General features: G+C 44.5%; 13 protein-coding genes. 7 read left to right on the forward strand and 6 right to left on the reverse strand.

The window, feature by feature from the left end:
* Positions 1-79: 79 nt before the first annotated feature.
* Entirely contained in the window at positions 80-1294 is a 1215-nt protein-coding gene (locus R7P64_RS07070) for a putative manganese transporter (protein ID WP_171344588.1), read from the forward strand.
* 76 nt (positions 1295-1370) lie between these two features.
* On the opposite strand, the gene R7P64_RS07075 is transcribed toward R7P64_RS07070, so the two are convergent.
* The 4 genes from R7P64_RS07075 to torE form a co-directional block, all read right to left on the reverse strand.
* A complete protein-coding gene (locus R7P64_RS07075; RefSeq protein WP_213973314.1) occupies positions 1371-3110 on the reverse strand; it encodes a glycoside hydrolase family 36 protein in 1740 nt (579 codons plus the stop codon).
* A 198-nt stretch (positions 3111-3308) separates the two neighbouring features.
* Positions 3309-5771, reverse strand: coding sequence for a trimethylamine-N-oxide reductase TorA (gene torA / locus R7P64_RS07080; RefSeq protein ID WP_062730706.1), 2463 nt, complete (start codon positions 5769-5771; stop codon positions 3309-3311).
* 26 nt (positions 5772-5797) lie between these two features.
* The gene (gene torC, locus R7P64_RS07085; RefSeq protein WP_005378139.1) at positions 5798-6982 is read right to left on the reverse strand and encodes a pentaheme c-type cytochrome TorC; all 1185 of its coding nucleotides are present in this window, start codon (positions 6980-6982) and stop codon (positions 5798-5800) included.
* A 50-nt stretch (positions 6983-7032) separates the two neighbouring features.
* Positions 7033-7212: a trimethylamine N-oxide reductase system protein TorE gene (torE, locus tag R7P64_RS07090; RefSeq protein ID WP_005378141.1), complete on the reverse strand. Its 180-nt coding sequence runs from the start codon at positions 7210-7212 to the stop codon at positions 7033-7035.
* 461 nt (positions 7213-7673) lie between these two features.
* Between torE and R7P64_RS07095 the strand changes: the two genes are divergently transcribed.
* Both R7P64_RS07095 and R7P64_RS07100 read left to right on the forward strand, forming a co-directional pair.
* Positions 7674-8486, forward strand: a complete 813-nt coding sequence (locus R7P64_RS07095) for an ABC transporter permease (RefSeq protein ID WP_085569592.1) — start codon at positions 7674-7676, stop codon at positions 8484-8486.
* A gap of 331 nt (positions 8487-8817) precedes the next feature.
* A complete protein-coding gene (locus R7P64_RS07100; protein WP_005378145.1) occupies positions 8818-8955 on the forward strand; it encodes a hypothetical protein in 138 nt (45 codons plus the stop codon).
* Between the two features lie 85 nt (positions 8956-9040).
* Here the strand turns inward: R7P64_RS07100 and focA are convergent, their stop codons facing one another.
* Positions 9041-9901, reverse strand: a complete 861-nt coding sequence (gene focA / locus R7P64_RS07105) for a formate transporter FocA (RefSeq protein ID WP_054577945.1) — start codon at positions 9899-9901, stop codon at positions 9041-9043.
* Between the two features lie 299 nt (positions 9902-10200).
* Between focA and R7P64_RS07110 the strand changes: the two genes are divergently transcribed.
* A complete protein-coding gene (locus R7P64_RS07110) occupies positions 10201-10434 on the forward strand; it encodes a TIGR02647 family protein (RefSeq protein WP_005378148.1) in 234 nt (77 codons plus the stop codon).
* Positions 10435-10477: 43 nt separating this feature from the next.
* Here the strand turns inward: R7P64_RS07110 and R7P64_RS07115 are convergent, their stop codons facing one another.
* Positions 10478-10924, reverse strand: a complete 447-nt coding sequence (locus R7P64_RS07115; protein ID WP_005378150.1) for a PACE efflux transporter — start codon at positions 10922-10924, stop codon at positions 10478-10480.
* Between the two features lie 97 nt (positions 10925-11021).
* Between R7P64_RS07115 and R7P64_RS07120 the strand changes: the two genes are divergently transcribed.
* The 3 genes from R7P64_RS07120 to R7P64_RS07130 are packed head-to-tail and all read left to right on the forward strand — an operon-like array spanning position 11022 to position 13372.
* On the forward strand, positions 11022-11891 hold the full coding sequence (locus R7P64_RS07120; protein WP_318123316.1) for a LysR family transcriptional regulator: 870 nt from the start codon (positions 11022-11024) through the stop codon (positions 11889-11891).
* A gap of 18 nt (positions 11892-11909) precedes the next feature.
* The gene (locus R7P64_RS07125) at positions 11910-12737 is read left to right on the forward strand and encodes an NAD-dependent epimerase/dehydratase family protein (RefSeq protein WP_205390801.1); all 828 of its coding nucleotides are present in this window, start codon (positions 11910-11912) and stop codon (positions 12735-12737) included.
* Entirely contained in the window at positions 12734-13372 is a 639-nt protein-coding gene (locus R7P64_RS07130) for a YdcF family protein (RefSeq protein WP_025766874.1), read from the forward strand. The genes R7P64_RS07125 and R7P64_RS07130 overlap by 4 nt, the downstream gene beginning before the upstream one ends.
* Positions 13373-13421: the final 49 nt, after the last annotated feature.

The following is a 13421-nucleotide window of genomic DNA, read 5'->3' on the forward strand; positions in this document are numbered from 1 at the left end:
AGAAAAGTTCACAATGCTATTGCGAATAAATCTCATTTACATATAATGATAATTATTCCTATTTGCATTTGAGTAAACGATGAACGCGACCCAATTATTACACTCTGCACAACAGTTGTTTCAGCCTACTCAGTTTCGTTTAGCTTATAAGCGATTGCTGATCCCTATCGTCATGCTCATTTTGCTAGGCAATGAAAATACACGTGACGTTGCCGTACAGACGCTATCCGACTCATTCTGGGCGGTGTCATGCTATGTTGCTGCCACATTGGCTATTTATCATTATCTTTCAAACTTTATGTCGAAAACCAATCGAATTACCGAGCTATACCATCGTTCGCGTAATCATCAGGTTTTCTTTGCTTCTTTATTGGGCGCATTGCCTGGCTGTGGTGGCGCTATTGTTGTGACAACGCAATTTATTAGTGGCCGAGTGGGATTTGGTGCGATTGTCGCGGTACTTACTTCAACAATGGGTGACGCTGCCTTTTTACTTCTTGCCGCCAAGCCAAGTGTAGGATTAGGCGTGGTTGGATTAGGCATTATCGTGGGTACTCTTTCAGGACTGGTCGTTAATGCTTTTCATGCTGATAACTTTCTGCGACCAGAACCAAAAGAAGCACCTCAGACACATGCTTGTTGCCAACACCAGACAGACCGACACACACCTCTTGAACAACGTGCAATCAATCTACAAGGCGCATTTTGGAAATGGCTTATTGTGCCTGCTAGTGTCGTTGCTGTGTTAATGTCTTTCCAAATCGATATTAATCAGCTGTTGTCTTTGCAGACCAATACCATTGAATGGCTAGGCGCTATCTTCGCGGTGATCACAATGTCGTTGTGGGCGATGACAAAAGAGCTCGGCGATTATCAGTCAACAGTCTCTGAAGATGAAAAAATTGTGGACTCGCACCCAATTCAAAAAGCGGCTCAAGACACAAACTTCGTCAGTGCTTGGGTGATCGTGGCGTTTCTGGCGTTTGAACTGACGACCTATTTTTCTGGACTCGACCTTGTAGAAACCTTTTCTCATTGGGGAATTTGGATGCCATTAGCTGGCCTAGCCATTGGTATGTTGCCTGGTTGTGGACCGCAAATTTTAGTCACTAGCCTATACATTTCTGGTGCAGCGCCACTTTCTGCGCAACTGGCCAATGCGATTTCTAACGATGGTGACGCCCTATTCCCCGCTATTGCAATGGCACCGAAAGCTGCTTTGGTCGCGACTATTTACTCGTCCATTCCTGCGTTTATTGTTGGATACGGGTATTACTTTTTATTCGAGTTCTAACGCTCAGGGCATCAAACGAGAAAGGAGCCGCAATAGGCTCCTTTCTTGTTCTTAGTATTGGGCGATTTACTTCACGTTATGCTGTAACGATCGCTTTCGCATTGAGCCCTTTATCCACGCTCACCATTAACAACTGGCAAGGTTCTTGGTTTAGCTTTTCCCCTGTCCAGTAATCATACCAGTCCACCGGTTGATCAGACGTCAGCGTAAATTCCATCGCTCCGTAACTCGCATAATTAAACAAACAATGGAGGTCATTCTTCGTCGTTAGTTTTAAAAACGCGTGATTTAAACTCAAAGCGGTAAACTTTGCAGATTGTTGGTTACGTTGTTGACGTAACATGAGCTTAGACAGTGTCTTCTTAGCAAACGGCGTAATCTCAGGGAGCGGGTCACCAGACAGCAGCAAACCACCACTCGCTAATAACACCGTGCGATGAAATTCATACTCTTCTCTGGATGCGGCTTGGTTAGCTAGTGAAGTGAATGTCGCGCAATCCGGGTCAATTTGCCACAGTTTTCGGTGCTGCCAACTACGGTAAAAGGTTTCTCTGGCTATCTGCTCGAATCGATGACTATGACGCTCTACATCGTCAGAAACACGCATTGCATCCACAAGCCCCAGAGATGGCCACATTGGCGCGTTGCAACCTAAAAGCCACGCATCACCAGCGCCTTTGGCAATCGCTTCCATTCCTAAGCGATACGCCTCAACGCCTGTAATACCTGATTGTTTACGAACACCTTTTAAGGTGCCCCAATAGTTCGCGTCTAGCTTGAACAACTCAACGCCCCACTCTTGTCTCATGACAGAGACTACATGCGTCAGATGGTCTTGCACTTCTGGGTTTGAGGTATCGAGTATGTACCAAGGCGTGCATCGCCAACCACCATATGTGACATCTTCTGCTTTAAGTAAGCCACCATCCTTGTGGCGAACAAACCAATCTGGATGCTGTTTGAAGATCTCCGACTCAGGTTGAGCAATAAAGGGCGCCATCCAAATCGCCGGCTTTTTGCCTTTTGCACGGATGTTATGAATGAGCTCTTTTACGCCACCAGAAAACTTATCTGATGGGGTTAACCAATCGCCCATAAAGGCTTGATAGCCATCATCCAGAAGTACCCACTCTAGGTCTTCGAGCTTATCTTGCATGCAATCTACGTTCTGCATGATGTTTTGCTCTGTCACGTCTGCGTAGTAGGCATACCACGAACACCAACCGACAGGCGCATCTTGTGTCACACCTTGGCGAACAGGATGATGCTTTGCAATCATCTCGCCATAGGTTTGATAAAGCTCGGACAGCGATTGACCACAGAGTACCGCCACGGATTCAAGTTGATTACTTTCCCAATCCGCCACTTGAGTCAACTCACCATCAATTGCGGCTGATAAAACCCAATGCCCATCACGCAGTACAACATCAAAATAGCCAGCAAAGCGATGACATGATGTGAAGCCAAATAATGTGTAGCCCGCTGAACCTTCCACCACTAAATAGTTGTAATAACGCTTAGGGGCATCTTTAGGGTAGATTCGATAAGAAGGATTATTGTCTGGGCAGCGACCAATATCAACGGGGTGATTGATCGTTCCCGCCGTTTGCGCCAACATTTGAAAACCATCCCCAATTACGTTGGCCTCGTGCTCGTACAAAAACGGCATTTCGAGCAACACTTCACGGTCGGTAAAGGTTTTATTGTGGAGACCAGCAAAAGAAAAATGTAATTGATTACCCTCGACTTCAACTTGGAAGTCATTGTTATTCACAGTGATCTCAGTGTGATTTGCCAATTGAATGCTCTGAGCCATAAAGAGTCTACTCACTTAATTATTATTGTTTAGCTTGGCGCATTATCTCCTGCTTGTCTCACCCAATTCGTTACCATCATCACGAATACCAGTCTCGTTTAACGTTATGAAGTTACTATTGAGACAACGCTCACTGAAATTTTGATAAAAAAATACCAGCCCTGAGGCTGGTATTTCGATTTATGCAAACTGCACTAATTAAGCAACTTCGATCGGACCACCAAATGAAGTGACTGGTGGCACTTTACCTGTGAACTTCTCGAAGTCTACGATACATGTGTTCGCAGAAGTCGCCTGTGCAAGCTCAGAAGAACCGATGTCTTGCGTCAGCGTGTTAGGATCACCGTAGGTACAGATTGCGCCCTCTTTCTCGTTTAGAGGACCGTACCATGCACCTTCTTCGATACGAACAACGCCACGTGGGTAGCTGTCAGTCAAAACAGCACCAGCTAACAGCTGACCACGACCGTTGAATACACGTACCAAATCACCATCTTTGATGCCTTTTGCTTTGGCATCCGCTGGGTTGATGTAAACCGGCTCACGACCTTGTACCGCGTAAGTCGCGCGGAACTCTTCAGACTCACACATCTGAGAGTGCAGACGCTTATCAGGGTGGCAAGACTGCAACCAGAATGGGTATTTATCTGAACCAGGACCACCGTGTGAACGCTCTGATTTTTCGAACCACATTGGGTGCTCTTGACAGTGTTCGTAACCGTAACGGCCGATCTTGCGTGATGTAATCTCGATGAAGCCAGACGGTGTACCTAGTGGGTTAAGCTCAGGGTCTTTACGGAAGTCCGCATGACGAACCCAAGGTTTACCTTCACCGAAGTCTAGTACGCTCTTCTCCCAGAACTCGTTGAATTCTGGCATTTCAAACTTACCTTCGTTCGCTTTTTTACAATCGTTGTAAAGGCTTTCGATCCATTCCATCTCGCTCATACCACGAGTGTATTCTTCGCGGCGACCAAAACGCTGAGTGAGTTCACTCATGATTTGGAAGTCAGGCTTAGATTGGAACAATGGATCAACGAGACGATGCATCGCAATCAGACCTTTGTTCGAGTATGAACCGTATACGTCGATGTCGTTACGTTCCCATTGCGTACACGCCGGTAGAACGATATCTGAGAAACGACATGTCGCAGTCCAAGCAAACTCGATCGTTACAACCGTTTGAAGTTTGCGGAACGCTTTCTTCATGCGGTTACGATCTTGATGGTGGTGCCATGGGTTACAACCCGAGATAACCATCATCTTGAAGTCTGGCAGTTTCACTTTACCGCCGTTGTAGTTGATCTCTTTGCCAGGTTCTAGCAGACAGTCGATCCAACGTGCAACTGGTATAGTACGACTGTAACCGTTAAAGTCGTTGTTGTCCCACTTCGGTTTCATACCTTGGTCAAGGTTACGAGGGAAACCACCAGGGCCCGCGAAACCAGTAGAAGGCACACCGATACTTGAGTAATGGTGACCGTAAGAGATACCACCGCCAGGTAGACCGATTTGACCAACCATTGCAGCAACCACAGCCGCTGCCCAGTATGGCTGCTCACCGTGCTCTTGACGCTGGATACACCAACCCATCAGGATCTGTGTACGACCGCTGACTAGCATGCGTGCGAATTCACGGATCTTGTCCGCTTTCACGCCACAAATCGCTGCTGCCCATTCAGGCGTCTTCTCTACTTTGTCTTTTGTCTTACCTTGAACGTATTGAATGAACTCTTCAAAGCCTAGACAGTAAGTATCAATGAATTTCTTATCGTACAGGTTTTCGTTGTACAACACGTGTGCCACAGCGAGCATGAACGCTACGTCTGTCAGCGGGTTGATGTACAAGTGATCGTTCTCTAAGTAGCGCTGAGTTTTGTTCTTCACTGGGTCTACAGATAGAACGTTGATCTCACCTTTCGCCACTTTTTCTTTTAGTTGTGCAAGGTACTTAAACGACTCATGCGTTTCACAGTTCCAACCTACTTGAAGGTTTTTCACTGGGTCGTTAGCCCAAAGAACGATGTTGTCAGAGTTTTCTAGGATTTCAGACCAAGACGTACCTTGTGCGTACACTTCGGTTGAACCTAGCACGTACGGCATAATGGTTTGACCTGCACCCGTCGAGTAGTCACCTACTTTAGTGATGAAGTTGCCATGCATACCTACTGCACGTTGCATGTGCGCAGTACAGTTGTTGAATGAGCCTGTTTGGTTCCAACCTGTTTGACCTGCATGCAGCGCCCATGGGCCGTAGTCTTTTTGAATACGTTCTAGCTCACGGTAGAACAAGTCTAGCGCTTCATCCCAAGTTACTCGGATGAAACGGTTGTTACCACGAGTATCTGCGCTGTATTTGTGTTTCTTCAACCAATCTAGACGAACCATTGGGTAACGAACACGTGAAGGGCTGTAGATAATGCCCTTGATACCGTTCAACATTTCTGTTGGGTTTTTGTCTAGCTCTAGCGGCTTGATCTCTTGAACTTTACCCGCGTAGATGTGGGCGCGGAACGCGCCCCAGTGAGAACCGGTTACTTTCCAAGTACCTGTCGTCTCAACGGCATTTGCAGAGGCGGACGCCAATAAGCTAGGACCAATTACTGACGCTGCACTTGTGGTTGCTACACCTTTAAGAAAACTTCTTCGTGTAATAGCCATTTAAAATTACTCCAATCCGACGCTTATTAGTGGTGACCTTCAGCATAATCTGAAGAGTGTTTCTGTAGATACTTCAAGATCAGTGCTTCACTGTCTGTATCTAGGTTAACGAACGCCAACATACCGTCGAACATACCTGGCCAGGTGTTCGCGTCGAAGTGCGCTTCCGCAGGTTGAGTGTGACATACAGAACAATTGGTCTTGTAGGCTTCACGAGATTTTTCCCAAACAGGATTGATGTCGTTCAGCATAGACTCTTTCTTAATCCATACTTTCGCCGCTACTTTTTCCCAAGGAAGGCCTGTTAACTCATCCACTTTTTTCTCACCAGTCGTCACAATGTTGCTGTCTGTTGCTGCTTCTTTCATCAGAGACGCAGTCGCAATGTTCTTACCGAAGTCTTCTTGAATTACACGACCAAAACCTTTTGCTTTGCGCCAACCGTCAATTTCGATCTCAACAAACTCGCCTTTGTCTTCAAGAACTTTAACGGTCGATGCAGGATTAAGAAGACCAGCTTCTTTACTGCCTTGCGCATCAAAGTAAATTGGTAGGTGACGAACGCTCACGAGTTGCTGACCAACGCCGTAATCCGTGTTAGAAGTCATACCCTCTAGATCACCCACGATACCGCCAATGCTGTCCATGCCTGCTGGTAGGTTGTGCGCAATACCCTTGTGACAGTCAACACAGCTTTGATCTTTCTCAGCGGCTTGCTTCATTTGGATACGAGCCGTAGGAGACATTTGCTCGAAATCCATCGATTCGTAGTTGTGACAGTTTTTACACTCCAGAGATTTGTTTGCCGAGAAACGATCCCATTCGTGTTTAGCAAGTTCGATACGACGCTCTTCGAACACACCCGGTTCGTCGTAGTTGCCAAATACTTGTGCAAATACTTCTTTAGAAGCTTGCATCTTACGAGCGATCTTATCTGTCCAGTTATGTGGAACGTGACAATCAGGACAGGTAGCACGAACACCAGAGTGGTTTTTCCAGTGCACCGTTTCTTGTAGCTCAACGTACACGTTGTCACGCATTGTGTGACAACTAATACAGAATTCTTCTGTGTTGGTTGCTTCTAGAGCGGTGTTAAAGCCACCCCAAAAGATAACACCAGCAATAAAGCCGCCCATAGTCAGCACACCTAGGCTGATATGTACAGCTGGGCGCGTCATGGTACGCCACAGTTTAATGATTAATGATTTCATTATTTGCTCTCTTAAAATCTTTTCAAAAGTGTGGTTATGAGCTCACTGGCTTACATGCCGTGCGCGCCTGGAGGTCCAAAGAAGAAGACTTGCAACATCCAAACGATGAACCCGTAGCCGCCGACAAAGGCCACACTCAGAATTGGGAAGAGAACAACTGCAATGAAGAGGAACGACTTCCACTCCAGGGAGCGTTTTTCACCACTCTCAATTTTATTAACATCACTCATACATTTGCCTATTTTGTATCTAGTGTTATTGAAAAGCCCGCGTAACCAAGCTTAAGTTTTTACAATCTCTAATGGAAAATGTTAGACCATACTAATAGTAGGGTTCAATCAAATAAGCGACCTCAGACCTTGTAATTCAACACTTTTTTGAGCTCATCCAGAGATATGATGGATTGATGTTATTTATTAAAAAACATGAACAGATGTGACAAAATAAGTCTTTTAAGGAGTTGTTAAATAAACAACATTTAAGAAACATCGATCACATTTAACTCGTAATTATCATGCCATAAATCGACTTAAAAACTCCGGAAAAGATAACCACTTGTAAACAAAATGCTGCGTATTAATGTCTAAAATAGCACTCAAGGTTTACTTTAAGAACAGCAAACAGTGCACGTAGTGGTTCATATAAAGGAGAGGCTTAGATACAATTATTCGCGTACTTTCAAGGAGCGATTATGGATAACGTGGTGGATATAAGCTGGGTCAAACTGGCACTGTTTGGTTTGATTTTATTGGTCCCCTTTTTTATCAATGCTCGCTACAAATTAGGGATAGCAAAAGACACGATAATCAGTGTTATCCGAATGACATTTCAGCTCATATTGATTGGCGTGTATTTAGAATATCTTTTTCAATTAAACAGTTTACTTGTCAATATACTTTGGCTTGCCATCATGCTACTGATTGGTGCCAGCTCAATTGCGGGAAAAGCTCACTTACCTAAAAAGCCACTTATGCTTCCGCTACTAACGGGCCTTACCTGTGGTCTAATACCACTTCTGATAGCAATTACAGCAGGCCTAGTGCAACCATCCCCTATTTACAATGCGCAGTACATGATCCCACTTGCTGGTATGTTATTGGGTAACAGCTTGAGTAGTAATATCATCGCTCTTCAGAATTTGTTTACGGCTTTTGAGCAGAGACAAGCAGAATATGAGGCTGCAATCTCACTTGGAGCCTCTCCTCGCTACGCATCCTTCCCCTTCATTCAGGAGGCTCTTAGAAAGTCCCTTGCCCCGACTTTAGCTTCTATGGCCACTACAGGGCTGGTTACCTTACCGGGTATGATGACCGGTCAAATTCTAGGTGGCGCGAGCCCGATGGTTGCGATTAAATACCAGTTAGTGATTATGCTAGCTATTTTCGTCATGTTGAGTGCCTCCGTAACCATAACGTTAGAAATGACATTGCGCTGGGTACAAACCAAAGAAGGCCGAATCAAGATAAAAATCGAGCAACCCGAATCGACCAAAACTCACGGTTAGTTGGCGCTTGTGGGTAAAGCCCGTTAAACAACTTATGGTGCCAAGTCGAACGTACTCTTCGAACACTCATCAAGACGCTTTCAGATGAAAAGTCAGGCAGAATTCTTTTTGATATAAGCCTCTAATTTTATGAAATTTTCTTTGCAAGTTTAGATACGCACGACCTTTGATACAGGTTATCCACAGAAAATGTGGATAAGCCCCCAAAACCCATACGCAACCAGAAACATAGCAACATAAGTGATCAATCGAATCGTCATGCATTGATCACGTGACTGACATGTTCTAATTTTAAAGTAAAGGCAGTGACCACAAACTTGGAGAGACGTACATGGATGTCTTAATGATCAAAGAAAATTACGATGAACTCCTGTCCGATGCACCTCTGGATTGGCTCGTTCAAGAACCAAAGGAAGTAACTTCTCATTGGCTCCCAACCGATTTTGGCATCAACGAAGAGTTGATTTAGCATGACTCGACTTATTTGACATTTGCAGAGACAAATAAAAAGAAAGGCGAACCATCTGGTTCGCCTTTCTTGTGATCTTCTAAACTTATCGCAAATGGTTATCTTCATCGCGTAGATAAATCATCCAATACCACATGCCAACAAATACGCCACCACCAATAATGTTTCCTATCGTAACAGGAATTAGGTTGTTTACGATGAACCCCATCATGTTTAAGTCCGCGTAGTTTGCAATATCTACCCCTGTCATTTGCCAAAACGCTTCTGGCGCAAAGTACTTAATACCAATCGCCATAGGTACTTGGAACATGTTCGCAATACAGTGCTCAAAACCTGCCGACACGAACATAGCCACAGGCAAAATCATGACCGCTATTTTATCTGTCAATGTTCGCCCACTAAACGTCATCCAAACTGCAATACAAACTAATACATTACACATAATGCCAAGCGCAACAGCGGCAAAGAAACCATGATGTAATTTGTGTTGGGAGATCGCCATCGCGTTGAGACCAACTTGGCCATGATCAAACATATATTGCTTGGTAACTAGCATACAGGCCACGAGCAAAATGGCCCCAACCATATTGCCAAAGTAAACCACCAACCAGTTTTTGATAAGTGCTTGCCAAGAGATTTTTCCACTCGCACGCGCAACTAGTGTCAGCACAGAGCTAGTGAAAAGCTCGCCGCCAGTAACCACCACCAAAATCAAACCAAGGCTAAATGCCAGACCACCAATGAGTCGTGTAATGCCCCAAGGCAGCTCGCCTGCGCCTGTCGTTACTGTGGTATAGAAGATGAAAGCAATACCAATATGAAGCCCCGCAGAAATGGCGAGCAGAAAAGATTTGATTGGAGCTTTCGTTGCTTTGCCTACCCCCACTTCAGCCGCGCGTTCCGCAGCTTGTGGCGGTAATAGTGAGTCAAACTGATTAAAGTTCATTCTGGTGTAACATTTAGAAACATTTAAAGAGGCGCGGATAATCGCTCTATTTCCCTATTTTTTCAAGTGCTATTTGGCGTGTTTACTAAAATCGTTGTTATTGGGAGATTAAGCAATAAATAGCGCCTATCATTCGCTACCGTAAGTATCATTGATACTTAACAAGTATTCGGCCTTTCGAACAAAGATCCTGCGTTATATCAGCCTGATAGCGCCATACTTAACACTTCTTGTCGTTGAATGTTGCCCAACGCTACTTTTCAGACTAGCTTGGTAAAAAAAGCGCAAAGGAATCATTTATGAAATATTCAGCTGAACATATCGCCGAATTGAATCTACTTCTTCAGTTCGACCTAAGTAGTGCTGCAACTGGTATTAAAGTTCATACAGACGCGTCAGAAGAAATGCAGGCAGCCGTTGCTCGTCTATATGAGAAGCAACTTTGTACACAGCCTGACGGTGGTTATCTAACAGACGAAGGCATTGAAGTTGCAGAACATGCAGATAAGATTTTAAGAGTTTTGTCTGTGTAATTTGAACAAAAAACGCCACCGAACTCGGTGGCGTTTTTTAGTCCTATATTTTTCCTGTCGATGCCTGCGGCAATAATCGCTTTTTCATTTTGCTAAATGGTTGAACCTTGTCATACAACCAGTTAAAACCAGTAGCATAAAATAGGAAGAAAACGAGGAAGCCGGCTTCCAGCATCAGAGCTTGAAGAAGCGTAATTTCTAAGAACCAGGCAATCACAGGTAGAGAGATAAAGATCAATCCTCCCTCGAAACCAACAGTGTGTCCAAGCCGCATCGCTAAACTTCGCTCAGCTCGATTGCCACCAAACCACTTATCAAAGTACAAGTTGTAGATGTAGTTCCATATCACGGTATACATGCTCAACCCGACCCCAACCAACGCAAGATCACTAGAGCCCTTTCCAGTGATCAATGAAGCCGCTGGTACAATAATCGCGAGTGCGATTAACTCAAAAAGTACTGCATGAAAAATTCGTTCGTTACGAGTCATATTTCTCTGTCCAAATAGTTCTACTCAATGCTTAGAATTTTATCTATTATTTAGATAACCAAAAGTTAGATACCATCGGTTTAAGCGATATGTTACCATCGAACAACTGCAAGCTTTTATTGCTACATCAGAAGCAGGATCATTTTCAGGAGCAGCTAGAAAACTGGGGCGAGCTCAATCTGTAGTGAGCCAGCACATCATGAATATGGAGATCGACTGTGGCGTTGAGCTTTTTGATCGATCAGGCAGGTACCCTAAATTAACTGAGAATGGCCTCGCGCTCGTACCTTATGCACAAGCAACAATCAGCCAACTCGACCGCCTAAACAATAGGGCATCGCAGCTCTTTTCCACGCCAACGAACAAATTAGTCTTAGCTATTGATGAAGGGATTCCTCTGACTCGCTTGCCGGATGTGCTAAAGAAGTTAGAGCAACGCTTTCCACACTTACAAGTTGAATGCTTAACGGCATCAAGCCCTGATATCATTGAATTGGTTAAGTCGGAACGCGCCACGACTGGGATTATTTTGAGTGATTTACAAATGCCAAGGCACATCGATTTCACCAATCTTGGCAATATTGCATTTGATGTCTATGTCTCTTCAACACATCCTTTAGCAAAGCAGCAAATCACTCACATTGATCAATTAAAACAACATCGTCAATTGGTCATACGATCCAAAAGTGCAGAGCCATGTGGTCTCAATCAAGCATTTAGCCCAGATATCTGGTACGCTGATAACTACTATATTTTGTTGGAATTGGCGAATAAAGGGTTTGGTTGGTGCTTTCTACCACAGCATTTAGTCGCGTATTCACCTAATACATTAAAAAAAGTTGGGGATGATTTCACAAAACTGGCTTGGCAAGTCAATGTTGACCTTATTCAGCACCAGAAATGGCATTCAGATCCCCTCCATCAACAAGCCAAAGCAGAACTGCTCAACCTATTCGGGCAGACATAAGTAAGTAGGAAGACCCAAATGGCAAATACATTGATCGTAGGTGCAGGCTGGCTCGGAACTCCGCTAGCAGAAACATTGATGAAAGATGGACACTATGTTGTCGTCACTCGTCGTAGCCAAACTCGATTAAAAGAGTTACCCACCTCATTAACTCACTCCGCATTGTTCGATTTCAATCAATTGAACGCCACAGCACGGCTAGATGAACTGCTCAAACAGCATCAAATTACGCACGTTATCGGCGCTTTTCCTCCAGGATTTCGTAAAGGACGCGGTCAAGAATATGCCCAGCAATGGCAAATACTTGCCAACGCAGCTAAGCAAAACAACGTTGAAAAACTTCTCATGATCAGCTCTACCACGGTTTACCCTAACCTTGCTTCCGATATGGAAGAAGCTGACGCGTCAATCTCTTTAGCAGCCGAAAGCCCTTATTTCTCTGACAATGCACGTATTATGCTTCAAGCAGAGCAGCATGTTATCGACTCGAATATTAACTTTGTTATTCTACGTTGTAGCGGATTAATCGGGCCAGATAGACACCCATCTCGCTTTGCAGCAAGGCTTCAACAAGTTAGTCGTAAAGCACCAGCTAATATGCTTCATCAAGATGATGCTGTCTCGGCTGCGAAATTTGCCTTAGGCAATTTAAGCAACCAAGTCATTAACGTTACGACACCTCATACTGTCAGCAAGGCTGAGTTCTACCAAGCTGCCATAAACAAAATCGGAAGTGAGATACCTCTTCCACCCGTCACAGAGCAAGCTGACAAGCGTATTCTTGCTGACAAACTACTCTCACTTGGTTATCGATTTCACTTCAATTCAACTTTGGATGCGCTATGAGGCTCTATAGACATATAGAAACGCTTTGGGATTACATGCAACTCAAACATGAACTGAAACCTGCGGACTGTTTGTTTGTGATGTGCAGTAATGATGTGCGTGTAGCGGAGCACGCTGCCAAGCTCTACCACCAAAAGTTGGCACCTTTGATTGTATTTTCAGGGGGTGAAGGTCGCTTCACAGATGGACTGTTTGAAAAAAGCGAAGCAGAAACCTTTGCCGAGATTGCAAAGATGTCGGGCGTTCCAAGTGAAGCAATTTTGCTCGAAACTGAATCCACAAACAGTGGAGAAAATGTTCGCTTTACTGAGCAACGATTAAAAGAGGAAGGAAAACAGTGTTCCTCGTTTATTCTGGTACAAAAACCGTTTATGGAGCGTAGAGCAATCGCGACATTTGAAAAACAGTGGCAGTCACCCTACACTCAGCTCCAAGTAAGCTCTGCGGCTCTTCCATTTTTTGAATACATTAATGAAGACATGCCATTAATGATGGTGCTAGAAGCACTAATGGAAGATTTCTCTCGCGTAAAAAGCTATCCAGAGAAAGGATTTCAAACCGAGCAGAACATCCCTCAGCAAGTCGAATCTTCTTACCAGGTTTTACTCGAGCGGTTTGGTTTTGACTTAGTCTAACTTTTTCTAACCGACAACAAAAAGCCACCAAGTTCGGTGGCTTTTCTGT

Origin of the sequence: Vibrio sp. 2304 (genome assembly GCF_033339475.1) — a bacterium.
Classification (GTDB): Bacteria; Pseudomonadota; Gammaproteobacteria; order Enterobacterales; family Vibrionaceae; genus Vibrio; species Vibrio alginolyticus.